26 protein-coding genes are annotated in these 23,601 nt (G+C 71.8%); 16 read left to right on the top strand and 10 right to left on the bottom strand.

What is annotated here, in order from left to right; genetic code table 11:
• Positions 1-27 precede the first annotated feature (27 nt).
• Together rsgA and aroA are read right to left on the bottom strand one after the other, a co-directional pair.
• The gene (rsgA, locus tag IEZ13_RS04715; RefSeq protein WP_183217253.1) at positions 28-1,089 is read right to left on the bottom strand and encodes a ribosome small subunit-dependent GTPase A; all 1,062 of its coding nucleotides are present in this window, start codon (positions 1,087-1,089) and stop codon (positions 28-30) included.
• A gap of 2 nt (positions 1,090-1,091) precedes the next feature.
• A complete protein-coding gene (gene aroA, locus IEZ13_RS04710) occupies positions 1,092-2,435 on the bottom strand; it encodes a 3-phosphoshikimate 1-carboxyvinyltransferase (RefSeq protein ID WP_183216966.1) in 1,344 nt (447 codons plus the stop codon).
• A gap of 99 nt (positions 2,436-2,534) precedes the next feature.
• Here aroA and IEZ13_RS04705 point away from each other — a divergent pair, with 99 nt between their 5' ends.
• The 5 genes from IEZ13_RS04705 to rsrA all read left to right on the top strand — a co-directional run bounded on the left by IEZ13_RS04705 (position 2,535) and on the right by rsrA (position 5,579).
• Positions 2,535-3,212 carry an SOS response-associated peptidase gene (locus IEZ13_RS04705; protein WP_183216964.1) on the top strand — a complete coding sequence of 226 codons (678 nt, stop codon included), beginning with the start codon at positions 2,535-2,537 and terminating at the stop codon, positions 3,210-3,212.
• A gap of 191 nt (positions 3,213-3,403) precedes the next feature.
• The gene (locus IEZ13_RS04700; RefSeq protein WP_183216962.1) at positions 3,404-3,799 is read left to right on the top strand and encodes a WhiB family transcriptional regulator; all 396 of its coding nucleotides are present in this window, start codon (positions 3,404-3,406) and stop codon (positions 3,797-3,799) included.
• A gap of 13 nt (positions 3,800-3,812) precedes the next feature.
• The gene (locus IEZ13_RS04695; protein ID WP_183216960.1) at positions 3,813-4,421 is read left to right on the top strand and encodes an alpha/beta hydrolase family protein; all 609 of its coding nucleotides are present in this window, start codon (positions 3,813-3,815) and stop codon (positions 4,419-4,421) included.
• A 71-nt stretch (positions 4,422-4,492) separates the two neighbouring features.
• Positions 4,493-5,296, top strand: a complete 804-nt coding sequence (locus IEZ13_RS04690; protein WP_183216958.1) for a sigma-70 family RNA polymerase sigma factor — start codon at positions 4,493-4,495, stop codon at positions 5,294-5,296.
• A gap of 4 nt (positions 5,297-5,300) precedes the next feature.
• On the top strand, positions 5,301-5,579 hold the full coding sequence (rsrA, locus tag IEZ13_RS04685; RefSeq protein WP_183216956.1) for a mycothiol system anti-sigma-R factor: 279 nt from the start codon (positions 5,301-5,303) through the stop codon (positions 5,577-5,579).
• A 40-nt stretch (positions 5,580-5,619) separates the two neighbouring features.
• Here rsrA and IEZ13_RS47830 read toward each other — a convergent pair whose 3' ends face one another.
• Positions 5,620-5,694 carry a 50S ribosomal protein bL37 gene (locus tag IEZ13_RS47830; protein WP_369700219.1) on the bottom strand — a complete coding sequence of 25 codons (75 nt, stop codon included), beginning with the start codon at positions 5,692-5,694 and terminating at the stop codon, positions 5,620-5,622.
• A gap of 137 nt (positions 5,695-5,831) precedes the next feature.
• Between IEZ13_RS47830 and IEZ13_RS04680 the strand changes: the two genes are divergently transcribed.
• A complete protein-coding gene (locus IEZ13_RS04680) occupies positions 5,832-6,047 on the top strand; it encodes a biotin/lipoyl-binding carrier protein (protein ID WP_183216955.1) in 216 nt (71 codons plus the stop codon).
• A gap of 8 nt (positions 6,048-6,055) precedes the next feature.
• Here the strand turns inward: IEZ13_RS04680 and IEZ13_RS04675 are convergent, their stop codons facing one another.
• Positions 6,056-7,594 carry a tetratricopeptide repeat protein gene (locus IEZ13_RS04675; RefSeq protein WP_183216953.1) on the bottom strand — a complete coding sequence of 513 codons (1,539 nt, stop codon included), beginning with the start codon at positions 7,592-7,594 and terminating at the stop codon, positions 6,056-6,058.
• A gap of 161 nt (positions 7,595-7,755) precedes the next feature.
• On the opposite strand from IEZ13_RS04675, the gene IEZ13_RS04670 reads away from it, so the two are divergent.
• Together IEZ13_RS04670 and IEZ13_RS04665 are read left to right on the top strand one after the other, a co-directional pair.
• On the top strand, positions 7,756-8,790 hold the full coding sequence (locus IEZ13_RS04670; RefSeq protein WP_183216951.1) for an SIS domain-containing protein: 1,035 nt from the start codon (positions 7,756-7,758) through the stop codon (positions 8,788-8,790).
• A gap of 15 nt (positions 8,791-8,805) precedes the next feature.
• Positions 8,806-10,356 (top strand): sensor histidine kinase, encoded by a 1,551-nt coding sequence (locus IEZ13_RS04665; protein ID WP_183216949.1) that lies wholly within the window; start codon positions 8,806-8,808, stop codon positions 10,354-10,356.
• Here the strand turns inward: IEZ13_RS04665 and IEZ13_RS04660 are convergent.
• The gene (locus IEZ13_RS04660; RefSeq protein WP_183216947.1) at positions 10,245-11,441 is read right to left on the bottom strand and encodes a glycosyltransferase family 39 protein; all 1,197 of its coding nucleotides are present in this window, start codon (positions 11,439-11,441) and stop codon (positions 10,245-10,247) included. The two genes, IEZ13_RS04665 and IEZ13_RS04660, sit on opposite strands and share 112 nt — an antisense overlap.
• A 382-nt stretch (positions 11,442-11,823) precedes the next feature.
• Between IEZ13_RS04660 and IEZ13_RS04655 the strand changes: the two genes are divergently transcribed.
• The 3 genes from IEZ13_RS04655 (at position 11,824) to IEZ13_RS04645 (ending at position 15,159) form a co-directional block, all read left to right on the top strand.
• Positions 11,824-13,518 (top strand): nitrite/sulfite reductase, encoded by a 1,695-nt coding sequence (locus IEZ13_RS04655; RefSeq protein ID WP_183216945.1) that lies wholly within the window; start codon positions 11,824-11,826, stop codon positions 13,516-13,518.
• 154 nt (positions 13,519-13,672) lie between these two features.
• The gene (locus IEZ13_RS04650) at positions 13,673-14,437 is read left to right on the top strand and encodes a phosphoadenylyl-sulfate reductase (protein ID WP_183216943.1); all 765 of its coding nucleotides are present in this window, start codon (positions 13,673-13,675) and stop codon (positions 14,435-14,437) included.
• Positions 14,419-15,159 (top strand): sirohydrochlorin chelatase, encoded by a 741-nt coding sequence (locus tag IEZ13_RS04645; protein WP_183216941.1) that lies wholly within the window; start codon positions 14,419-14,421, stop codon positions 15,157-15,159. Before IEZ13_RS04650 ends, IEZ13_RS04645 begins: the two co-directional genes overlap by 19 nt.
• 346 nt (positions 15,160-15,505) lie before the next feature.
• Here the strand turns inward: IEZ13_RS04645 and IEZ13_RS04640 are convergent, their stop codons facing one another.
• Both IEZ13_RS04640 and IEZ13_RS04635 read right to left on the bottom strand, forming a co-directional pair.
• On the bottom strand, positions 15,506-15,760 hold the full coding sequence (locus IEZ13_RS04640) for a WhiB family transcriptional regulator (protein ID WP_183216939.1): 255 nt from the start codon (positions 15,758-15,760) through the stop codon (positions 15,506-15,508).
• A gap of 408 nt (positions 15,761-16,168) precedes the next feature.
• Positions 16,169-17,119 carry a diacylglycerol/lipid kinase family protein gene (locus tag IEZ13_RS04635; protein WP_183216936.1) on the bottom strand — a complete coding sequence of 317 codons (951 nt, stop codon included), beginning with the start codon at positions 17,117-17,119 and terminating at the stop codon, positions 16,169-16,171.
• A 52-nt stretch (positions 17,120-17,171) separates the two neighbouring features.
• Here IEZ13_RS04635 and IEZ13_RS04630 point away from each other — a divergent pair, with 52 nt between their 5' ends.
• Both IEZ13_RS04630 and IEZ13_RS04625 read left to right on the top strand, forming a co-directional pair.
• On the top strand, positions 17,172-17,567 hold the full coding sequence (locus tag IEZ13_RS04630) for a hypothetical protein (protein WP_183216935.1): 396 nt from the start codon (positions 17,172-17,174) through the stop codon (positions 17,565-17,567).
• Between the two features lie 38 nt (positions 17,568-17,605).
• The gene (locus IEZ13_RS04625; RefSeq protein WP_183216934.1) at positions 17,606-18,298 is read left to right on the top strand and encodes a FadR/GntR family transcriptional regulator; all 693 of its coding nucleotides are present in this window, start codon (positions 17,606-17,608) and stop codon (positions 18,296-18,298) included.
• Between the two features lie 672 nt (positions 18,299-18,970).
• Here the strand turns inward: IEZ13_RS04625 and IEZ13_RS04620 are convergent.
• Complete coding sequence (locus IEZ13_RS04620) at positions 18,971-19,378, bottom strand: ATP-binding protein (RefSeq protein ID WP_183216933.1); 408 nt, start codon at positions 19,376-19,378, stop codon at positions 18,971-18,973.
• A gap of 165 nt (positions 19,379-19,543) precedes the next feature.
• Positions 19,544-19,948 carry a superoxide dismutase, Ni gene (gene sodN, locus IEZ13_RS04615; RefSeq protein ID WP_183216932.1) on the bottom strand — a complete coding sequence of 135 codons (405 nt, stop codon included), beginning with the start codon at positions 19,946-19,948 and terminating at the stop codon, positions 19,544-19,546.
• A gap of 85 nt (positions 19,949-20,033) precedes the next feature.
• Between sodN and IEZ13_RS04610 the strand changes: the two genes are divergently transcribed.
• The 3 genes from IEZ13_RS04610 (at position 20,034) to IEZ13_RS04600 (ending at position 22,719) form a co-directional block, all read left to right on the top strand.
• Positions 20,034-20,345, top strand: coding sequence for a S24/S26 family peptidase (locus tag IEZ13_RS04610; RefSeq protein ID WP_221244936.1), 312 nt, complete (start codon positions 20,034-20,036; stop codon positions 20,343-20,345).
• Positions 20,346-20,559: 214 nt separating this feature from the next.
• Complete coding sequence (locus tag IEZ13_RS04605; RefSeq protein ID WP_183217251.1) at positions 20,560-21,717, top strand: NAD(P)-dependent malic enzyme; 1,158 nt, start codon at positions 20,560-20,562, stop codon at positions 21,715-21,717.
• 60 nt (positions 21,718-21,777) lie between these two features.
• A complete protein-coding gene (locus tag IEZ13_RS04600) occupies positions 21,778-22,719 on the top strand; it encodes a zinc-binding dehydrogenase (RefSeq protein ID WP_183216930.1) in 942 nt (313 codons plus the stop codon).
• On the opposite strand, the gene IEZ13_RS04595 is transcribed toward IEZ13_RS04600, so the two are convergent.
• Positions 22,716-23,543, bottom strand: a complete 828-nt coding sequence (locus IEZ13_RS04595; RefSeq protein ID WP_229794434.1) for an alpha/beta hydrolase family protein — start codon at positions 23,541-23,543, stop codon at positions 22,716-22,718. The genes IEZ13_RS04600 and IEZ13_RS04595 overlap by 4 nt on opposite strands.
• Positions 23,544-23,601 lie beyond the last annotated feature (58 nt).

Below are 23,601 nucleotides of genomic sequence, written 5' to 3'. Positions count from 1 at the left end.
GCGTGCCGGGTTTCCCGCTTTCCAAGATCAGATTTCCTCCGCGGGCTGATCCCGCACGTCACCCTCGCCGGCACGCGAGGCCAGCAGGCGACGGTACGACGCCAGGCGGCGCCCGTCGGCCTTCCCCTCGGCCACCCAGGCGTCCAGCCGGCAGTCCCCGTCGGCGGCCGTGTGCCCGCAGTTCGGCTGATCATCGAGCGTGCCCTCGACCAGGTCCGGGAACCCGTGCAGCAGGCTCTCCGCGCTCACGTGCGCCAGCCCGAAACTGCGGATCCCGGGAGTGTCGACGATCCAGCCCGGGTCCCGGCGGGAGCGGCCGACCGCGGGCAGGCGCAGCGCCACCGCGCTGGTCGAGGTGTGCCGCCCCTTGCCGATCGCGCTGACCGCGCCGACCGCCCGCAACGCGTCCGGCACCAGGCGGTTGACCAGCGTCGACTTGCCCACGCCGGAGTGCCCGACCAGCACCGAGATGCGGCCGGCCAGCCGGGCGCGCAGCTCGTCCAGGTCGCTGCCCGGCCGGACCAGCACGTGCGGCAGGTCCAGTTCGGCGTAGTAGCCGAGCACGCCCTCCGGCCCGGCCAGGTCGGCCTTGGTGAGGCAGAGCAGCGGTTCCACGTCCGCGTCGTACGCCGCCACCAGGCAACGGTCGATGAACCCGGTCCGCGGCGGCGGGTCGGACAGCGCGCTGACGATCACCAGCTGATCCGCGTTGGCCACCACGACCCGCTCCAGCCGGCCCTCGGGGGTGGTGTCGTCGTCGTCCGCCGTCCGGCGGAGCACCGACGAGCGGTCGCTGATCCGGACGATCCGGGCCAGCGCGCCGGGCGCCCCCGAGACGTCCCCGACCAGGGCCACCCGGTCGCCCACCACCACCGACTTGCGGCCCAGCTCGCGGGCCCGCATCGCGGTGATCACCTCGGTGCCGCCGCCCTCCTCACGGACGCAGCCGTACCGACCCCGGTCGACGGTGATGACCAGGGCGTCGACCGCGTCGTCGTGCTTCGGTCGCGTCCGGGTACGCGGACGGGACGACCTGCCCGGCCGGATCCGGACGTCGTCCTCGTCGTACTCCCGTTTACGCGCTGGCAGATCTAGCTCCTCGCCACGAGTCCCGCCCAGAGTTCCGGGAACTCGGGCAACGTCTTCGACGTACAACCTACGTCGGTCAGGTGGACGCCCGGCACGGCGAGTCCGATCACGGCCGCGGCGTGCGCCATCCGATGGTCCGCGTACGTCTCGAAGGTGGCCCCGCGCGGCGGCCCCGGGACGATGCGCAGCCCGTCGCGGAACTCGGTCACCTCGGCGCCCACCTTTCCCAGCTCGGTGGCGAGCGCGGTGATCCGGTCGGTCTCGTGGCCCCGGATGTGCTCCACCCCGCGCAGCTCGGACGGCCCCTCGGCGAGCGCGGCCAGCGCCGCCACCACCGGGGTCAGCTCGCCCACCTCGGAGAGGTCGGCGGCGATGCCGCGCAGCGTGCCGGTGCCCCGCACGGTCAGCCCCTCGGCGGACCGGGTGACCTCGGCGCCCAGCGCCCGGAAGATCCCGATGGCCTGGTCGACCGGCTGCCAGCTGTCGGCCGGCCAGCCGGCCAGCGTGACGGCGCCACCGGTGACCGCGGCCGCCGCGAAGAACGGCGCCGCCCCGGACAGGTCGGGCTCGATGACCCACGTGCGGCCGCGCAGCGGGCCGGGCTCGACCCGCCACACGTCGGCCACGCTGTCGTCGATCACCGCGCCGGCGGCCCGCAGCATGTGCGCCGTCATCCGCAGGTGCGGCGCGGACGGCACCGGCGGGCCCTCGTGCCGCAGGGTCAGCCCCTTGGCGAACCGGGCCGCGGAGAGCAGCAGGCCGGAGACGAACTGGCTGGACGCCGAGGCGTCGATCACCGCCTCGCCACCCTCCACCACGCCGGTGCCGTGCACGGTCAGCGGCAGGCCGTCGATCGGTGAGGCGTCCACCGTCACGCCGAGCGAGCGCAGCGCCGCGACGATCGGGCGCAGCGGCCGCTTGCGCATGTGCGGGTCGCCGTCGAACTCGACGACGCCCTCGGCCAGCGCGGCGGCCGGCGGCAGGAACCGGGTGATGGTGCCGGCCAGCCCCACGTCCACCCGGGCCGGGCCGCGCAGCGGGCCGGGGGTCACGGTCCACCGGTCGTCGGCCGAGATGTCCACCTCGACGCCGAGCGCACGCAGGCCGGCCGCCATCAGCACGGTGTCACGGGCCCGCAGCGGCGCCTCGATCACCGAGGGGCCGTCGGCCAGCGCGGCGAGGATCAGGGCACGGGCGGTCATCGACTTGGAGCCGGGCAGCCGCACGGTCGTGGTTACCGGGCCGGTGGCGGTCGGGGCGAGCCAGGGACGGGGTTCTGCAGTCACGCCGCCATTCTGCCGCCGCCGTACGACGGTTCCGGGCCGCCTTCCCGCCTCCCGGGACATGCGTCACCCGGCTGGGCGTGGGCCTTGAGGCAGCACTGAGGGCCGGCCGGACGTGTGGCGGGGCGGACGAGTGTTCGAAACCGGCGTACCGTGCTGCCCATGTGCGGGCGATACGCGACCACCCGGAGCAACGCGGACCTCACCAGGCTGTTCGAGGCCGTGGATGTGGCCGAGCCGTTGCGCGCGAGCTGGAACGTCGCACCCACCGATCCGGTCCCGCTGATCCGGATGTCGAAGGAGCACGAGGGCCGGGTGCTGGACACCGCCCGCTGGGGTCTCGTGCCGCACTGGGCGAAGGACCTGAAGGTCGGCGCCCGCATGATCAACGCGCGCGCCGAGACGGTCGCCGAGCTGCGGTCGTTCGCCCCGTCGTTCGCCAAGCGGCGCTGCCTGGTCCCGGCCGACGGCTGGTTCGAGTGGGTCCGCGACGGCAAGGAGAAGCAGGCGTTCTACATGACGCCGGCGGACGGGTCACCGCTCGCCTTCGCCGGTCTCTGGTCGGCCTGGGGCCCGGAGTCGGTGCTCACGTGCAGCGTGGTCACCACGGCGGCGGTCGGCGGGCTGGCCCGGGTGCACGACCGGATGCCGCTCGTCCTGCCGCCCGAGCGGTGGGCGGACTGGCTGGCCGGTGGTGGCGAGCCGGAGCGGTTGCTGCGCCCGCTCTCCGCAGCGGAAGTGGAAGCCATCGAAATCCGTCCGGTGGGACCGACGGTCGGCAATGTGCGCAACGACGGACCCGAGTTGATCGAAGCCGATCCGCGGGTAACGCTTTTTTGAACAAGTGAAGATCAACGAAGGTCTTTGTCGGTTTATGTGGCCATTCTCGTTGGTCAACTTTGTTTCAAGATAGATCACCCCCTTGTTCTGATCTTGTACCCTGCGGTACAAACCAGCGCCGGAGTGGTGCCGGACCGTAAGGTGCGGCCCGGCCGCCACAGCAGTTCCGGTCCCACGGGGGAGGTGGGCTGATGACACGAGCACGCATGCCGCGTCCGCACGAGGTAGCCATCGCGCGACGCGACCCGCGGCTGCTCGAGGCGATCGCGCAACGACGTACCGACGAGGCCTGGCGCACACGGGGCGCCTGCCGCAGCGTGGATCCCGAGACGTTCTTTCCGGCACCGAACGAGCCGTCCGGTGGCGCCGTCGCCCTGTGCGGCACGTGTGAGGTGCAGGGCCCATGCCTGGCCTGGGCGCTCCAGGTCGGCGACTGCCACGGCGTCTGGGGCGGCACCACGCCACGGGAGCGCCGGGCCATGCTGGTCGCCTGGCGGGAGCGGATCCAGGCCGACGGTGAGGAGATCGACGACTCGCCGGACGCCGAGGATCGCCGTCTGCTCAACCTGATTCCGGTCAGTCGCTGATACAACGGGACTCGTGTCCCGATCGGATCTTGAAATCGAAACGCCGCGCGGCCCCGCGGTCGTGGCCGTCAGCGACCCCTCGAGTCCGGCGCTGTCCCTGCTCGTCCTCGGTCACGGGGCCGGTGGCGGGGTCGATGCGCCGGACCTGGTGGCGGTGTGCGACGCCGCGGTGGCCGCCGGGGTCCGGGTCGCCCTGGTCACGCAGCCGTACCGGGTGGCGGGCCGTCGTGCGCCCGCGCCGGCCGGGCACCTCGACGAGGCCTGGACCGCGGTGGTGCGCGCGATCGGCGTACCGGGGATGCCGTTGATCGTGGGCGGGCGCTCCAGCGGAGCGCGCGTCGCGTGCCGGACCGCGACCACGCTCGGCGCCGCGGGGGTGCTCGCCCTGGCCTTCCCGCTGCATCCGCCGGGTAGGCCGGAGAAGAGCCGGGCGGGGGAGTTGCCCACCGATCTGCCGGCACTGGTGATCAATGGTGACCGGGACCCGTTCGGGGTGCCGGAGCCGGCCGGCACGGTCGAGGTGGCCGTTCGGCCGGGCGCCGTGCACGATCTACGCAAAGGCCTCTCCGACTCGGTGGTGATCGCGATCGAATGGCTCCGTCGCCATTCCTGGGCACGCTGAGATCGGGAATGTGAGGCACCCTTGCCGGCGTTGCAGCCGATGAGACTTTGTCGGCGGGAAGGGGTTCTGTGGTGCGTGCCGGTACCGAATGCGTCGAGCGTGACGGCCGGGGGGCGAACCGGGTGCGGGGCCTTCTGAGTTCCCCCGAGTGGCCCGCGGCCGAGACTCCGCCGGTGTCGCCGTCGGTGAGCGTGAGCACACCCGCGGTTTTCGAGAGCGGCACAGGGGCTCTACCCGTATCCTCGGCGGGGCGGTCGAGGGGAGAGTCCAGGGTGGTCCAGAGGGAGCGGATCGAGGAGCGCCGAGAGCGCTTCGAGCGTGAGGCGTTGCCGTTCGTCGACCAGTTGTACGCGGCCGGCCTGCGAATGACGCGGAATCCGGCCGACGCCGAGGACCTGGTGCAGGAGACGTTCCTGAAGGCGTTCTCCGCCTTCCACCAGTTCGAACAGGGGACGAACCTCAAGGCCTGGCTCTACCGGATCCTGACGAACACGTACATCAACTCGTACCGGCGCAAGCAGCGGCAGCCGGTGCAGGCGCCGACCGAGGAGATCACCGACTGGCAGCTCGCGTCGAGCGAGTCGCACACGTCGCAGGGTCTGCGGTCGGCCGAGACCGAGGCGCTGGACCGGCTGCCGGACAGCGACATCAAGGAAGCGCTGCAATCCCTGCCGGAGGACTTCCGGCTCGCCGTCTACCTCGCCGATGTCGAGGGTTTCTCGTACAAGGAGATCGCCGACATCATGGGCACGCCGATCGGCACGGTCATGTCCCGGCTGCACCGCGGCCGGCGCAACCTGCGCAAGCTGCTCGAGCAGTACGCGGCGGACCGGGGCATCACCCGGGCCGCGACCTCCGAGCCGCAGGGGGCGTGACGACATGGAGCCCGAGGAGAATGAGAACGACTGCGGGATCGTCCTGAGCGAGGTCTACCTCTACCTGGACCTGGAGTGCTCGGAGGAGCGCCGCCGGCTGATCCAGAAGCACCTCGACGAGTGCGCCGGCTGCCTGCGTGAGTTCGGCATCGAGCACGACGTTAAGGCGCTGGTCAGCCGGTGCTGCGGCGACGAGCGGGCGCCGGCCGAGCTGCGCGACCGGCTGCGTCACAAGCTGGGGCAGCTCGAGGTCCAGACGGAGACCAAGGAGTTCCTGCCCTGAAATGACGAAAGGCCCGGCGATCGCCGGGCCTTCTCGCTTTTCAGCTGTTGGGGCGCTTGCCGTGGTTGGCGCCGCTCTTCTTACGGGCCTTCTTCTTGCGAGCCTTCTTGGCCATGTCGCGTCTCCTGTTCGTGGTGCTGGAACTCGTTGCCGATCGTAATGGGCCGGTCCGGCCGGACCGGACTCACCCGCGTCGGATCCGTGGTTTGATGACCTTCACCGAACCGTGCCGACGGACGAGGAGGCCGAGTCATGGCGGACGAGATCCGTGCCGAGATGGGGGCCAACGTGTGGAAGGTCGTGACCGCGCCCGGCGCCACCGTCACCCAGGGGGACACGCTGGTCATCCTGGAGTCGATGAAGCTGGAGGTCCCGGTGCAGGCCGAGACCACCGGCACGGTCGCCCGGCTGGCCGTGCACGAGGGTGACACGGTCCAGGAGGGCGACCTCATCGCCGTCATCGACTAGGGCACGTCCTAGTCGCGCCGCCAGCGCAGCAGGGAGCGGCCCCGGCCCCGCTGACGGGGGACGGCCGGGACACGGATGGTGGCCGCGGCCAGTTCCCGGGTCGGCCGGTCCAGGGCGGGCGCGGCCAGGGCGAGTTCGGCGACCGCGCGGGCGTTCGGCCGGGAGGCGGTCTCGGTGAGCCGGGCCGCCACCACGGCGGCCACGTCGGCCCGGGCGTCCGGATCCACCCAGGCGTAGGCGACCAGGGCGAACAGCGCGGCCTGGGTCACCCGGTCCACCTCGCCGTCGAGCAGGCCGAGCAGCAACCGGCGGCGGCTCGACTCCGGCCAGGGCTCCTCGGCCCCGTGGTGCAGCAGCCCGAGGCAGGCCCACACCTCCAGCCCGTTCTGCTGGTCGGCGCGGGCGGTCTCCGGATGGGCGAGCAGGGCCAGCAGTTCCCACGGCTCGACCAGGACCAGACCCAGCGCCCGGTCGTAGGCGCCCGGCGGGTGCGGCCAGGTGGGGCCGGAGATCCGGTGCAGCCGGTGCAGCGCGTCGGCGGACGGCTCGGCGTTGACCGGCGCCCGGCCGGCGGGCAGCGTCGCCCCGGCCGGGAGCCCGCCCAGCCACGGCGTCTCCCGGCAGCACTCCTCCAGGTCGGTGTGCTCGTGGGCGTCGTCCGGGTGGCCGCGGATGAAGTCGGCCAGGTCGACCAGGTGGGCGACGTCGCCGTCGGCGCGGTAGCGCAGCCGGTGGGCGGTGTGCACCACGCAGTCGAAGTCCGGGTCGCGCTCCAGGGCGAGTTCGGTCCAGCGGAGCGCCTCGTCGAGCCGGCCCAGGTCGGCCAGGGTGGCGGCGACGTCGGCGTACACCGAGAGGTCGTCGGGGTCGTAGGCGACGGCGCGGCGCAGTGCGGCGAGCGCCTCCGGCATCCGGCCGGCACTGCGGTACGCGTACCCCAGCCAGATCTCGGCGAGCTTGGACGGCTGCGCCCGGGCGCCCCGCCCGGCCCAGTCGACGGCCAGCCGCACCTCACCGAGCCGGCGGGCCAGCGCCGAGCCGGCGCCGAGCAGCATGCCGTGTTCGCCGTGGGCGGCGATCGCGTGCCGGACCACCTCGAGGTACGGCCGCAGCGAGGTGACCGAGCCGGCCGGGGCCGGGTCACCGACCGCGGTGCAGAGCCGCATCACGGTACGCGCGAGCACCCCCGGATCGATTCGCGCACCGAGGGCCGGGTCGCCGACCCAGGGCACTCCGGCCCAGTCCAGCCCGGGGCTGTGCCCGCTGGCGGCGGCGAGCAGTGGCAGCCCTTCCTCGGGGCGCCCGGTGGCGGCGAGCAGGTGCGCCCGGGCGGCGAGCCGGCCGACCGGCGCGTGCGCCTCCATCGGGAACAGGTCCAGCCCGCCGTCGACTCGTGCCGCCAACCGGCTGAGCAGCTCGTGGGTGTCGGGCAGGGTGGGGGCGTGGGCCAGAGCGGCGGCGATGTGCCCGGCCGCGGACGCGGTGTCGCCGCGATCGAGGGCGTCACGAGCACGCGCGAGGTCACGGTGGGCCGAGGGGGAATCCACGAGTGATGACCCTAGGGGAAGCGCCGCTCGTTGTCAGTCCTCACGTTTGCGCGTTCATGCACGAAACCTTGACCTAGTAAGCTGTTTCTTGCAAGACTGCGCACAGAATGCGCAAAGAGCGCGCGAAAGGGGAGGATCACGTGACACAGCGAGGCCAAGGGATGGCAGCGGACATCGCGGAGCAACCCGCCGGTTTCGCGCGGCTGCTGGAGGACGGGCCCGCCGGCGCCATCGCCGAGGTGGCCGCCGAGGTGGCCCGCCGGGCGCCGCGCAGCGTCCTGTTCGTCGGCCGCGGCACCTCCGATCACGCCGCGCTCTACGGCGCCTACCTCGCCGAGATCCGGCTCGGCCTGCCGGTGGCCAGCGCCTCCCCGAGCGCCATCACGCTCTACGGCGCCCGCCCCGACCTGACCGGCACGCTGGTGATCGGCGTCAGTCAGAGCGGCGGTTCGCCCGACCTCGCCGGGGTGCTCAACGTGGCCCGGGAGACCGGCGCGCTCACTCTGGCGGTCACCAACAACCCGTCATCACCGCTCGCGCAGGCCGCCGAGCTGTCGATCGACGTGGTCGCCGGGCACGAGCGGGCGGTCGCCGCCACCAAGACCTACACGGCCGAACTGCTCGCCCTGCTGCTGCTGGTCGAGGGCATCCGGGCCGGCGACGGGCGGCTGCCCGCCGACGAGCGGGCGGCCCTCGACAAGCTGCCCGAGCTGGCCGCCGAGGTGCTCGCCGACCGGTCCGCCGAGGAGCTGGCCCAGCGCTACCGGTTCGCCTCCAGCCTGGTGACCACCGGGCGGGGGTACGCGTACCCCACCGCCCGGGAGACCGCCCTCAAGCTGATGGAGACGTCGTACCTGCCGGCGCTCTCGTTCTCCGGCGCCGACCTGCTGCACGGCCCGCTCGCCATGACCGACCCGGACGTGCCGGTGCTCGCGGTGGTCGGTGACGGTCCGGGTGGCCGCTCGATGCGGGACGTGGTGACCCGGCTCGGGGAGCGCCGCGCCGACGTGGTGACCATCGGCGCCGCCGACGTGCCCGGCGCCTCGGCCCGGCTCGCTGTGCCGGCCGTCGACGAGCGCTACTCGCCGCTGCTCGACATCCTGCCGTTGCAGCGGCTCGCGCTCGCGCTGGCCCTGGCGCGTGGCGAAGATCCCGATGCTCCTCGCGGTTTGAAGAAGGTCACCACCACGCTTTAGAAATAGGCTGGGCCGGTGTCCACCCTCCGCGACCTCGTCGAAGAACACACCGGCCTGAGCCCCGCCGACATCGATCACCTGCACCGGATCGCCGGTGACTGGCAGCTGCTGTCCGACCTCTCCTTCGCGGACCTGCTGCTCTGGGTGCCGATCAAGGGCGAGCCGCGACAGCCGCGGGAGTTCCTCTGCATCGCGCAGGTGCGGCCCACCACGGCGCCCACGGCGTACCAGGACGACCAGGTCGGCAAGATCGTCGGTGGGCCGGAGGTGGCGCACCTCGACGTCGCCATCACGCAGGAGCGGATCTGGCGGGAGGGCGACCCGGTCTGGTACGGCGACACCCCCGCCCGGCACGAGGCCATCCCGGTCCGGCTGCGCGACGCCACCGACCTGGAGGAGGCGCTCAGCGAGGTGATCGCGGTGATCGGCCGGGACACCAACCTGAGCACCGCGCGCACCCCGAGCCAGCTCGAGCTGAACTACCTGACCACGGCCGACGACCTGGCGCAGATGGTGGCGGACGGGACGTTCCCGCCGCCCCGTCTGCCCGGCGAGATCACCTCGGCGCCCCGGGTCGGGGACGGGCTGATCCGGCTGAACGCCTCCGGCAAGGTGACCTACGCCAGCCCGAACGCGCAGTCGGCGTACCGGCGGCTCGGCTTCAACGCGCACCTGGTCGGGGAGGAGCTGGCCAAGCTCGCCAGCCGGCTCTCCGGCGACCCGCTGGAGGGCAACGACGCGGCCGAGCGGATCCTGGCGTCGCTGCGCGGCGAGTTCCCGGCCCGGATGGAGGTGGAGGCGCGCGGCGCCACCGTCCTCACCCGGGCACTGCCGCTGCTGCCGGCCGGTGTGCCGATCGGCGCCCTGGTGCTGGTCCGGGACGTGACCGAGGTCCGCCGCCGGGAGCGGGCGCTGATGACCAAGGACGCCACCATCCGGGAGATCCACCACCGGGTGAAGAACAACCTGCAGACCGTGGCCGCGCTGCTGCGCCTCCAGGCCCGCCGGGTGGACGCGCCGGAAGCCCGGATGGCGCTGGAGGAGTCGGTCCGCCGGGTCGCCTCGATCGCCCTGGTCCACGAGACGCTGTCGATGTCCAGCGACGAGGCGGTCGAGTTCGACGGCATCGTGGACCGGGTCGCCCAGGCCGCGACCGAGGTGGCCACCACCGGCTCCCCGGTCCGGATCCGGCGGGACGGCACCTTCGGCGTGCTGCCCGCCGAGATCGCCACCTCCCTGGTCATGGTCCTCAACGAGCTGCTGATCAACGCGGTCGAGCACGGCTTCCCGGAGCCCGAGGAGGACGAGGAGGAGGCTGGCGCCCCGGCCCACAGCGACGGCGAGGTGGTCGTCTCCGCACACCGGTTCCGCAAGCAGCTGCACGTCACCGTGGCCGACAACGGGCGCGGCCTGCCGGACGGCTTCAAGTTCGAGGGCAGCAACCGTCTCGGGCTTCAGATCGTCCGGGCGCTGGCCACCGGGGAGCTGCGTGGCAGCATCGAGCTGCGCAACCGGGCCGGCGGCGGCACCGAGGCCGTGCTGGTGGTGCCGCTCGGCAAACGCTGACGCAGCGCCTGCTGCTGGGGAAGCCCGAGCGCGGCCACCAGGACCACCGCGACCACCGCGCGCAGCCGCAGACCGCGCAGCGCGGCCGCGGCCAGCAGCACGACCGCGGGCAGGGCGAAGAGCACGTAGCGGGGATCCCACAGCGGGCCGGTCAGGAAGGACGCGGCGAGCAGCGCGACCGGCGGCAGGACGGCCAGCACCGTCAGCTCCCGCAGCAGCGCCCGGTCCGGCCAGCGGGCGGCCAGGGCCAGGCCGGCCACCAGCAGCCCGGCCCCGGCGGCACCGAAGAACGCCTCCGGGGCGGCGCGCAGCATCTCCCACGGCGTGCCGGGCCGGTAGAGGAAGAGCGCGGTGTGCTGACGCACCCCGAGGGCGACCAGCGGCGCCGGGATCACCAGGGCCAGCAGGGTCACCGGGAACCACCAGAACAGCGAACGCTGCCGGCTGAGCCGCCACCGGGACACCACGGTGTACGTATGCCCCGCCAGCACCAGCAGGGTCGCCGGATGCGCCAGCCCGGCCACCGCGACGGCCAGCCCGTACCCGATCCAGCGCAGAGCCCCCGGCCGGTCCAGGGCGAGGTAGAGCAGCAGTGTGGCAGTGGTGGCCGCGCACAGGGCCAGGGCGTGCGGGCCGGCCTGCTGGGCATACCGGCTGGTCACCGGCAGCGCCACCAGCAGCAGCCCGCCGCACAGGCCGGCGCCGGGGGTGAGCAGCCGGCGCCCCAGCTCCCCGGTGAGCCCGGCGGCGAGCGCCATGGCGAGCAGCGACGGCGCCCGCAGCGCGACCACCGAGTCGCCGGCCATCTGGCTCCAGTAGTGCAGCAGGAGCCGATAGGGGACCAGCACGGCGTCGGCCGCGCGGCCCGCCTCGACGAGGGCGGCCGGGGAGCCGCCGGTCAGCGCCTCCCGCGGGCCGGGCGCCGGGCCGGTCAGCCCGATCCGGCCGACGGTCAGCATGGCCGCGGCCGGCAGCAGGGACGGGATCCACGTCCAGAACAGGGTGGCCGCCCGGCGCGCCGGGCGACGGTGCGGGCCGGAGAGCGGCCGGGTCGGTGAGTCGTCGTGGACGGCCTGAGCCTGCATGAGCGCCTCCGGCCAGAGTGTCGCAACTCCGGCTCGTAATGCGCTACTCACGGAGCGTAGCAATACAGCTTAGGGGCCAACTGTTACAAGATGTTGCCGTTGTGCGACTCGGCACACTCCCGAAATCTGGACCGTGCTGGCCGAGAATCGCTGGGCGTGAGAGGCTAGCCGACATGACCGCTGCAGTTGACCGCCGCTTCGTGGCCCGCCGCCACGTCGACTACGGCCGTGTCCGCAGCGCCATGTGTCCGGCTTCCTGACGACGCCCGATTTCCATTTCCGGGCGCTCGACCGCCGGGCCCAACTCCTGACACAGATGTCACGAGCCTCCCACGGGCCGTGAGCGGCACAGCGCGCCCACGAAACCCGGAGGAACGCCGAGATGGCGCCCAGCAACACTCCCGCTGCAAGGCCGACCGCCCGCCCCCGCAAGGCGCGCGGCGAGGGTCAGTGGGCGCTCGGACACCGCGAGCCGCTCAACCCCAACGAGCGCAGCAAGAAGGACGACAACCCGCTCAACGTGCGGGCCCGGATCGAGAACATCTACGCCCACGGCGGGTTCTCCTCGATCGACCCGGCCGACCTGCGCGGCCGGTTCCGCTGGTGGGGCCTCTACACCCAGCGGCGCGCCGGGATCGACGGCGGCCGCACCGCGGTGCTGGAGCCGGAGGAGCTCGAGGACGAGTACTTCATGCTCCGCGTGCGGATCGACGGCGGCGCGCTGAACCTCGCACAACTGCGCGTCATCGGCGGCATCGCCACCGAGTTCGCCCGGGACACCGCCGACATCACCGACCGGCAGAACATCCAGATGCACTGGATCCGGGTCGAGGACATGCCGGAGATCTGGCGCCGGCTCGAGGCGGTCGGCCTCCAGACCACCGAGGCCTGCGGTGACTGCCCCCGCGTCGTGCTGGGCAGCCCGGTCGCCGGGGTCTCGGCCGACGAGGTGATCGACGCCACCCCGGCGATCGACGAGATCGTCGAGCGGTACGTCGGCGACCCGCGCTACTCGAACCTGCCACGCAAGTTCAAGTCGGTCATCTCCTGGCTGCCCGACGGCCCCTACCAGGCGAACGACATCGCCTTCGTCGGTGTGCACCACCCCGACCACGGCCCCGGCTTCGACCTCTGGGTCGGCGGCGGCCTGTCCACCAACCCGCGCCTGGCCGAGCGGCTCGGCGTCTGGGTGCCGCTGGCCGAGGTCCCGGACGTCTGGGAGGGCGTCGTCGGGATCTTCCGGGACTACGGCTACCGCCGCCTGCGGCACCGCGCCCGGCTCAAGTTCCTGCTCGCCGACTGGGGCGTGGCGAAGTTCCGCGAGGTCCTGGAGAAGGAGTACATGGGCCGTGCGCTGATCGACGGCCCGGCCCCGGAGCTGCCGGAGAAGCCGCTCGACCACATCGGCGTGCACAAGCAGATCGACGGGCGGAACTACATCGGCGCGGCCCCGGTGGTCGGCCGGTCGTCCGGCACCCAGCTGACCACGCTCGCGGACCTCGTCGAGAAGCACGGGTCGGAGCGGGTGCGGCTCACGGCGTACCAGAAGCTCCTGGTCCTGGACATCGCCGACGACCAGGTGGAGCCGATCATCGAAGGTCTCCGCGGCATCGGGCTGGAGGCCCGTCCGTCGGCCTTCCGCCGGGGCACCATGGCCTGCACCGGCATCGAGTACTGCAAGCTCGCCATCGTCGAGACCAAGGCGCGCGGCGAGGAGCTGGTGGCCCGGCTCGAGGACCGGCTCAAGGGCTTCGACGCCGAGCTGTCGATCCACATCAACGGCTGCCCCAACGCGTGCGCCCGCACCCAGGTCGCCGACATCGGCCTCAAGGGCCAGCTCGTCCTGAACTCGCACGGCGAGCAGGTCGAGGGCTTCCAGATCCACCTGGGCGGCGCGCTGGGCATGGCCAAGGGCGAGACCGCCGGGTTCGGCCGCAAGGTCCGTGGCCTCAAGGCCACCGCCGAGGAGCTTCCGGAGTACGTGGAACGCGTCGCCCGGCACTACCTGGACGGCCGTGACCAGGGCGAGACCTTCGCCAACTGGGTGATGCGGGCCGACGAGGAGCTCCTGAAATGAGCGATGCCAGATCGGCCCCCCTGTACTGCCCTTACTGCGGTGAGGAGGACCTCCGCCCCAACGAGTCCTCGCACGGCGCCTGGGAGTGCCACTCCTGCGCCCGTGTGTTCTCGGTCAAGTTCATCGGCCTCTTGTCCAAGGGAGTGAGTTCGTCATGAGTCTCCTCAACGCCTCCGGTCTTGGTCTGGTCAACCTCGGCGCGCCCGCGGTCAGCGCGGACTCCGAGCGCCGGAAACCCGAGGAGCTGAAGGCCCTCGCGCTGGCGGCCGCCGAGATGCTCGAGGGCCGGCCCGCCGAGGAGATCGCCAAGTGGGCGACCGACACCTTCGGCGCGCGGTTCTGCGTCACCAGCTCGATGGCGGACGCCGTGGTGGCGCACCTCTTCTCCCGGGTGTCGCCCGGCGTGGACGTGGTCTTCCTGGACACCGGCCTGCACTTCCCGGAGACGCTGAAGGTCCGGGACACGGTCGTCCGGACGATGAACGTCAACGTCCGCTCGATCCGGCCGCGCCTCACCGTCGGCCAGCAGGACGGCGAGTACGGCCCCCGGCTGTTCGCCCGCAGCCCCGACGAGTGCTGCTTCCTGCGCAAGGTGGAGCCGCTGGAGCGGGCCCTCGCCGAGTACGACTCCTGGGCCACCGGCCTGCGCCGGGACGAGTCGCCGACCCGGGCCAACACGCCGGTCGTCGCGTTCGACGCCAAGAAGGGCAAGGTGAAGGTCAACCCGATCGCCGCCTGGACCCAGGCCGACGTGGACGCCTACATCAGCCGGTGGAACGTGCCGGTCAACGAGCTGTTCAAGAAGGGCTACGGCTCGATCGGCTGCTGGCCGTGCACCCGGCGGACCAAGGCCGGCGAGGATCCGCGGGCGGGCCGCTGGGCGATGTTCGAGAAGACCGAATGCGGTCTGCACGTCTGACCTTCGCGTACCGGCCGGCCGTGGTCCTGGTGGCCCACGGCAGCCGGGACCCCCGGGCCGCGGTGTCGACCGAGGCGCTGGCCCGGGCGGTGCGGCGGGCCCGCCCCGACTGGACCGTCCGGGCGTCGTACCTCGACCACGACGGGCCCCGCCCGCTGGACGTGCTGGCCGCTCTGCCCGGCCGGCGCGTGGCCCTGGTGCCGCTGCTGCTCACCGCCGCCTACCACGGCCGGGTGGACCTGCCCGCGGTGATCCGGGAGGCGGAGCCGCTCCCGCTCACGGTGACCGCCACCGACGTGCTCGGCCCGGCGTCCCCGCTCCTGCTGGCCGCTCTGGAGCGGCGACTCCCGGGAAATGATCTGGACGCCGTCGTGCTGGCCGCTGCCGGCACGAGAGACGACGCCGCACGCGCGACGGTGGCCGAGGCGGCCGCGGCCCTGGGGCGGCGTCTGGGGCTGCCGTCCGCGGTGTCCTACGCCTCCGGGCCCGGTGCCCGCTCCGGCGAGGCGGTGGCCCGGCTGCGGGCGGCCGGCGCCCGGCGGGTCGGGGTGGCCGCCTACTTCCTGGCGCCCGGGCTTCTCTACGACACCGCCGTACGGGCGGCCGTCGAGGCCGGTGCGGTCACCGCCGCCGAGCCGCTGGGCGACGCCCCGGAGCTGGTCCGGCTGATCGGCGCACGGGCCGAGGCGGTCCTGAGCGAGCCGCTGCCCGTCGCGGCCTGAGTCGCGGCCCGAGGCGAGTCGGCCGGCTCTCAGAGCTGTTTCGGGCGGCCTGAGACATTCCTGAGAGCCGGCCGAATTGATCACTACTCTGCGCGACTGCCACTCTGCGTTCGGCGACGGCCTTGATGTGATTGGCGTCCCGATCCCGATCGTCCATTGCGGAGTGTGTGTGACTCGCAACGCAAAGCGTCATGGACGGAATTTCGAGATCATTTCGGCGGGGCCGGGGAAACGTACCGTGATCAAATTAGCGCGCATTGAAGTTGTCGGCTGTGAGGAACCTGAAACAGCAAGACGCCCCGGTGCCGTACGGCCCGGGGCGCAAATGCTGTGTTGGGGGATTGATTCAGGCGGTGGGGGCGCTGATCCGAAGACCGCCACGACGCTTGACGGCGCGCCGCTCGTCCTCGCTCATCCCACCCCATACGCCGGCGTCCTGACCGGACTCGAGTGCCCACGAGAGGCATTCCTCGGTCACCGGGCACCGGCGGCACACGGCCTTGGCCTGCTCGACCTGCAGGAGCGCCGGACCACTCGTCCCGATCGGGAAGAACAGCTCGGGGTCCTCGTCGCGGCAGATCGCATCGTGACGCCAGTCCATGGCGGCAAACTCCTTGTTTCGGATGGGGTAATGAAAACAGTGCTGTTTACCTATATGCGAGCGCAGTGATGGCGACGGCTTGTGCCCGTACGCTCACCGATGCGTCAGCAAGCTTTGGTGTTTGGTGCTGTTTGCGCTTCCGGATTAAGGAACGCGCACAACCGGCAACCGGTTACTTCTTATCGCTTGTGAATGCTTTCACGAACTCACGCGATGTCAAGGGTAGCGCTGGAAGTTTCTCCCGGCGGGTGAGCTGGCTCACGCACCCATATGTCCGGTTCCGCCGCTGTCGCCGGAGCCGGTTGACGAACGCTCCCATCAATGTAGTACGGTCCCGGCCATCTCGCAGACCTTTTGCCCGCGCTCTGTAACTGATCGTGAGCACGTGCGGAGACACGTACCCCGACGTCAGCAGATCACACGCAGAGCCGAGGGGACGGACACGAAGTGCACCTTCTGTCGGTCCCCTAGGTAGTCACCGTCCAGCTGGAAAGGCTGTGGCCGGGACGCCACGACGGTGAACTCCGCGATGTCATGCAGACGCAACACCTGTTTACCGCGTGGATCACCGCTACGCCACGCGAGTTGTGTCACGGTCCGCGCTCCGGCCGCGATCGTGAGGCGGCGCAGGGCGGTCACATCCAGACCCAAATCGAACGAGGCGTCCGGATTCAGATGGACCGGACGGTCACCGACGTACGTCCATGGGGCGGTGTTCTGCACGATCACCGTGGCCAGCCCGGTGTCCGGCGTCTCATCCGGGCGCTCCAGGGTCAGCGGCGGATCCTTACGGTCCAGGCCGGTGAAGAACTGGCCGAACGTCGCGCGCATGTAGAGGGCCGGCGTCGACGTACGGCCCCGCAGCCGGGACTGCTCCACCCGGCGGATGGTCGCCGCGTCCCAGCCCAGCCCGGCCGTGAAACAGAAATAGCGGTCGTCGGCGCGGCCCAGCCCGATCACCCGGTGCCGGCCGTCCCGCAGCCCGTCCAGGATCACGCTCGTCCCGTCCGCCCAGTCACGGGGCATGCCCAGCGCTCGGGCGAAGACGTTCGTGGAACCACCCGGGACCACGGCCAGCGCCGGCAGCCGGTCCGCCGGGGTCGCGGAGAGACCGTCGAGCGCGGTCGGGGCGGTCAGCAGACCGTTCACCGCCTCGTTCACGGTGCCGTCCCCGCCGAGCGTCACCACCAGGTCGATCCCGCTCTCGGCGGCGTCCCGGGCCAGCCTCGTGGCATGACCGCGCCGCTCCGTGTAGGACACCGTGAGGTCCACCGCGCTGCGCAACGCCCGCACCAGCACGTCGCGGGCCCGTTCGCTGGTCGTCGTCGCCCGGGGGTTGACCACCAGCAACGCTCGCATGCGCGGCACCTTACCCGGCGGAACCCCCGGAAGCTGTCGGTATGGTGCAGCGGTGACCGGTGAGAAGCCCGCAAGTGCCGACGCAGCCACCCTCGACTGGGGGGTCCGCCTGCTCTACCTGCAGTGCGCCGGACTCGTGGCGCTCACCGCGTACCTGATCGTCCTTGATCTGACCAGCGACGACATCATCGTCGCGATCGCCGTCTCGCTCACCGTGATGTCCGCGCTGGCCGCGCTCGCCGTCTTCGCGGTGGCCCGCGCCCTCGGCCGGCGCTCCGTCCGGGCCCGTGGCCCGGCGATCGTGGTGCAGCTCTTCCTCCTCGCCACCGGCGGCTTCCTGCTCCAGATCGGCCCGCGGTGGGCCGGCGCCGGACTGCTCGCCCTGGCCGCGCTGACCGCATCGCTGATCCTTCTTCCACCCAGTAGCCGAGCGTTGGGCGTCGATTAGCCGGTCTTCCGGTGCGGATCAGGGCCTAACCTGGACGGGTGACCGGCTCAACGGTGCGCCCGCCCGCCTACCAGCAGCTCGCCGACGAGCTACGCGCGGAGATCACGTCCGGCCGCCTCCAACCCGGCGAGCGGCTACCACCCGAACCCGAGTTGTGCGTCAAGATCGGCGTCAGCCGGAGCACGGTGCGTGAGGCCCTCCGCCTTCTCGCCAGCCAGCACCTCATCGTCACGACGCGAGGTGTCACCGGCGGCAGCTTCGTCGCACACCCCGACGCCGGCCAGCTCGCCGACGGCCTCTCCACCGGCTTCGCGCTGCTCGCCCACTCCGCCGACGTCGGCCTCGCCGACCTGCTCGAGCTGCGCCGCGCCCTGGAGGTCCCGGCCGCCGGCCTGGCCGCCGTCCGCCGCGCCGACAACCACCTCACCGAGCTGCGGGGCGCCCTCTTCGACCCGGCGATCGACGACTTCGACACCATGATGGCGGCACACGCCGCCTTCCACCGGGCGATGGCCAAGGCCACCGGCAACCCGCTCTTCGAGCTGGTCAGCCTCCCGCTGTACGAGGCCACCTACGGCGAGGAGGTGACCAGCGGCCTCCCCGCCGACTACTGGAACCGCATCGACGCCGATCACCGCGCGATCCTCGACTGCGTGGTCGCCCGCGATGCCGACGGCGCCACCCGGACAGCGGCCGCCCACCTCGAATTCATCGCCGAAACTGTCCGCTGACCAGGCCGTCTTCGGCCGGGCGGTTCCTTTCGGTGAGAGGGGTGCGCTTCTCTTTTCAACCCCTTTCCGGTACGGGCTGCGCCGCCCCCGCCGAATCCTGGTAGTCCCGTCGGTTCACGCGAGCGACTGCCACTCCAGCCTGTGCCGCGCCCGCCGGGCTGAGCTCGGTGGTCCAGCTTGACCGGGCGGCTGGCACCGCACGGTCCGGCCCGAGCGGCTGGCGCCGCACGGTCCACCGGGTCCAGCCGAAAAGATCAACCAACCAACCCTGCCGACTGGATCTTCGCGGCTAGCCATGAGCGCTGTTTCGTGGGGCTTGAGACGGCGCTGATCCTGCTGGCCAATTGATCGCCGCCTACTTCCCCGGCCCGTTTCGCGCCGGTTAGCGCGCACGCGACGACGTCCGTGGTCGCTCACCCTCGTTTTAGCGGCAGCCCGGGCCCACGGGCAGCGCAACGTGTGCGCTCACCCGGCCGGAAGGCGGGCAGCGATCGGCGCTAGTCGTTGAGGTCCAGCTGGACCCGGTGGCCCGTGCGGCGCCAGCCGCCCGGGTCGGACCGTGCGGCGCCAGCCGCCCGGTCAGGCTTGGCCCGGCATGACGGTCGCGGGGTGCCACGGGGCGGCCGGGATTCGGCGGGGGCGGCGCACCCCCCCGTACCGAAAGAAGGGGTTTTAGAACTCGGTGCGGCGGGTCAGGAGGCGGATCGTGGCCTGGCGGCCGTTGGCCTCGGCGGCGGCGCTCGTGGTCAGGGCCGTGAGGACCTTCCACGCGAAGGACGACTCGGAGGGGAGGCGGGCGCCGCGGACGGTGGCGACGGTGACCTCGACCGTGAGGGCGTCGTCGGTGACCGCGAAGCGGCACTCGAGCTCGGCGCCGCGGGTGGCGATGGCCAGCAGCATGGCGCACGCCTCGTCGACGGCGATGCGCAGGTCCTCGATCTCGTCGAGGGCGAAGTGCAGGCGGGCCGCCAGGCCGGCGGTGGCCGTCCGGAGGACGCTGAGATAGCCGCCGTCGGCGGGCACCGTCAGTAGTACGACGTCGTCTCCGACGACCGGCTCCGTGTCGATCAGCTGAGTCATCCGAGGCCTCCTCCCGATGGAGAGACTCTAGCGGCTGCGGGACGCTGCGGGAGCACCCGGTGACCGCGAGTTCCGATGTGTGGGTGATATGGCCTGGAAAACGGGGGAGTGAGACGCCGACGGCCGGCTCGCACGGGGCGGGCCGGCCGTCGGCACAGGCGCGGATCAGGCCTGCTTGGTCTCCCAGAAGATCTTGGAGATCTCCTCGATCTTGCCGAGCAGCTGCTCGGCGATCGCCGGGTCCACCGAGCCCTTGGCACCGGCGGCGCCGGCGAGCTTGGTGGCCTCGTTGAAGAGCTGGTGCAGGTTCGGGTACTTCTCGAAGTGCGGGGCCTTGAAGTAGTCCGTCCACAGGACCCAGAGGTGGTGCTTGACCAGCTCGGCCCGCTGCTCCTTGATGAGGATGGCCCGGGTGCGGAACTCGGGGTCGGTGTTCCCCTGGTACTTCTCGGCGATCGCCTTGATCGACTCGGCCTCGATCCGGGCCTGGGCCGGGTCGTAGACGCCGCACGGCAGGTCGCAGTGCGCGCTGGCCACGGTGCGCGGGGTGAGGAAACGCGGAAGTCGCATCAGGACTCCTCCATAGAGTTTGCGATGATCCGAGGTTGACCCTACCCCTTACAGCCCGGACGTAACGCGACGGAGGCTTGATGCGTTGAGATGGCAATTACCACTGTTCGCGGTGCTTGTGAACGGGCCCTCGATGGCTCCGACTCTGCGGTCCGGAGATGCCCTGATCGTGCGCCGGGGGGAAGATCATGTAAGGGCTGGGGACATCGTCGTCGGCGAGTTCCGTTCCCGGCCGGGTCTGCTGGTCGTGAAACGGGCCGTGGAAAAGCGCGACGGCGGGTGGTGGCTGGTCGGTGACAATCAGTTCGTGGAGGACGATTCCCGTGCTCACGGCGTCGCCGATGTCATCGGGCGTGTGATATTTCGCTACTACCCGAGACCCTTCCGGTTAAGTTAGTGTCCTCTAATCCCCAGCGCACACCCGTGCTGTGGACGGTTTACCGGGTGATCCCCGCATGCACCGCCGCCTGGCGCATACTCGCGACCAGGACCCGCTGGTGCCACGTATCAATGTCGATGCAGTGTGGAGTTTCACCGTGTCTTTCTTCAGTTTCGAACTCGATCCCGCCCTCGCCGCCGATCCCGTCTTCGACCTGCACCGCCGGGGCAAGATGACGATGAGCGCGACCATTCCGCTGGCCAGCCGTGACGATCTTTCGCTGGCCTACACGCCGGGTGTCGCCCGGGTGTGCGAGGCGATCGCCGAGGACGAGTCGCTCTACGCCGACTACACCTGGACGTCGAACACGGTCGCCGTGGTCACCGACGGATCCGCCGTCCTGGGTCTCGGCAACATCGGTCCCAAGGCCGCCATGCCGGTCATGGAGGGCAAGTCGGTCCTGTTCAAGCAGTTCGGCGGCGTCGACTCCATCCCGATCGTGCTGGACACGCAGGACGTCGAGGGCATCATCGCCACGGTCAAGGCGATGGCGCCGTCGTTCGGCGGGATCAACCTCGAGGACATCAGCGCGCCGCGCTGCTTCGAGATCGAGCGCCGCCTCGACGCCGAGTTGGACATCCCGGTCTTCCACGACGACCAGCACGGCACCGCGGTCGTCACGCTGGCCGCCCTGCGTAACGCCGCGAAGCTGCTCGGCCGCTCCTTCGGTGACCTGCGCGTCGTCGTGAGCGGGGCCGGCGCGGCCGGTGTCGCGATCACGAACACCCTGATGGCGGCCGGTGTCCAGGGCGCCAACATGATCGTCGTCGACTCGCGCGGCATCATCCACGCCGAGCGCGGCGACCTGAACGGGATGAAGGCGGAGCTGGGCGCCGTCACGAACGTCTCCGGGCGTACCGGGGGGATCGCGGAGGCGCTGATCGGCGCCGACGTGCTCGTCGGCGTCTCCGGCGGCAACATCCCGGAGGAGGCGCTGACCGGCATGGCCCCGGGCGCGATCATCTTCGCGCTGGCCAACCCGACGCCGGAGGTTCCGCCGGCGATCGCGCACCGGTACGCGGCGATCGTCGCGACCGGCCGCAGCGACTTCCCGAACCAGATCAACAACGTGCTGGCCTTCCCCGGCATCTTCCGGGGCGCGCTGGACGTCCGGGCCACCACGATCACCGACCGGATGAAGGTGGCGGCGGCCGACGCGATCGCCGCCATCGTCGCCGACGACCTCCGCCCGGAGGCGATCGTGCCGTCGCCGCTCGACCCGCGGGTCGCCCCGGCGGTCGCCGCCGCCGTCGCCGCGGCCGCGATCGAGGACGGGGTCGCCCGCCGGACCGCCACGCCGGCTCCGGCCCAGACGCGGCAGAGCGTTTAGTCGACGGTGTTCAGGGGATCACGCTTCTGTGGTCCCCTGAACCAGCCCTAAGGTCGGGTCATGCGAGCTGCTTACGCCTCCGCCCTGCACCCCGAAGCGCCGCTCGACGGCCTGACCGTGGGTGACCTGCCGTTCTCCGTCCCGGACGGCTGGGTGCCCGTCGACGTACGGGCATCCTCGCTCAACCACCACGACATCTGGTCCCTGCGCGGGGTCGGCCTGCCCGCCGACCGGCTGCCGATGATCCTCGGCTGTGACGCGGCCGGGGTGGACCCGGACGGCAACGAGGTCGTGGTCTACCCGGTGGTCGAGGACAAGGCCGATCCACGGGGCTTCTCGCTCTTCTCCGAGCGGCACCCGGGCACGCTGGCCGAGCGTCTCGCCGCGCCCCGGGAGAACCTGATCCCGCTGCCGGCCGGGGTGTCCTTCGCCGAGGCCGCCTGCCTGCCGACCGCCTGGCTCACCGCCTACCACATGCTGTTCACCCGGGGCCGGGTCGCCGAGGCCGGCTCGGTGCTGGTCCAGGGCGCGGGCGGCGGCGTGTCCACGGCGGCCGTGGCGCTCGCCGCGGGCCTCGGCAAGCGGGTCTACGTGACCAGCCGCGACGCCGCCAAGCGGGAGCGGATCGCCGAGCTGGGCGCCACCGCGGTGGAGTCCGGCGCCCGGCTGCCGGAGCGCGTCGACGTGGTGATCGAGTCGGTCGGCGCGCCCACCTTCGAGCACTCGATGAAGTGTTCCGCCCCGGGCGCCCGGATCGTGGTGTGCGGGGCGACCGCCGGCCACCTGGCCCAGGTCGACCTGCGCCGGGTCTTCGCCATGCAGCTGGAGATCCTGGGCAGCAGCATGGGCACCCCGGACGAGCTGGCCGCCCTGCTCGAGCTGGTGGCGTCCGGCCGGGCCCGCCCGGTGATCGACTCGACCTTCGCGTTCGACGCGGTCGGTGAGGCGTTCGCCCGCCTCGCCGCCGGTGACGTCTTCGGGAAGGTCGTCGTCGCCTTCTAGAAGGCGCTGGTCAGGCCGGCCACGCCGGTCGACGAGGCGTCCTGCGGCAGTTTCTGCTTGGCGGCCTCGTCGCCGTCCAGGGTCCAGTGCCAGAAATCCGTGGTGGTGGCGGCCACCACGGCCGGCTGGTCCCGGTGCGGCAGGTGGGTGCCCTGCGGAAGCTCCAGGAAGCCCTTGGGCCAGCTCACCTCGTTGTACGCGCCGTACGCCTGCTCGTAGGTCACCGTCGCGTCGAGCTTGCCCTGGACGAACAGCAGCGGCGCCGGCGTGCCGGAGAACGGGGCGGGCTGCGGCATCTGCCGGCCGGCGATCAGCACCCCGGCCTTGAGCCGCTCGTCCCGGCTGCCGCTGAACAGGCCGATCGTGGTGATCGCGCCGGCCGAATGCCCGGCCGCCGCGATCCGGTTCGCGTCGATCCGGCCGGGCAGCGCCTTCAGCACCTCGGTGATCACGAACTGGGCGTCGGCGGGCTGGTTGACGATGTCGTCGGCGTTGTACTCGGGCGCCTCGTGCCAGGTGTGCGGGTACTTCGGGGCGGCCACCACGAAACCGGCGGCCTGCCAGGCGGTCAGCAGCTCGGCGTAGTCGTCGGGCTGGGAGGTCAGGCCGTGGCTGAAATAGATCAGCGGGCGGGCCCCACCGGCGGCGGGCAGCCACACCTTGGTCGGCAGGGGGCGGTCGCCGCCGCGGTTGAAGTCGAACTCGGTCGTACCGGCAGGGGTGGTGGTCTTCTCCGGGACGGGTTCCGCTTCTTTCTGAGGAGCGGAGGTGCAGGCGGCCAGACCGGCCGTGGCGACAAGGGCGAGGAGGGAACGGCGCAACACGCCGACCATTGTGCCGTCAGAAGATCAGAGTTCCCTGGTAGCGGACATCACACCGGGT

This window comes from Actinoplanes campanulatus (genome assembly GCF_014647795.1).
GTDB classification, from domain to species: Bacteria; Actinomycetota; Actinomycetes; order Mycobacteriales; family Micromonosporaceae; genus Actinoplanes; species Actinoplanes campanulatus.
This window is presented reverse-complemented; position numbering and strand designations above follow the sequence as displayed.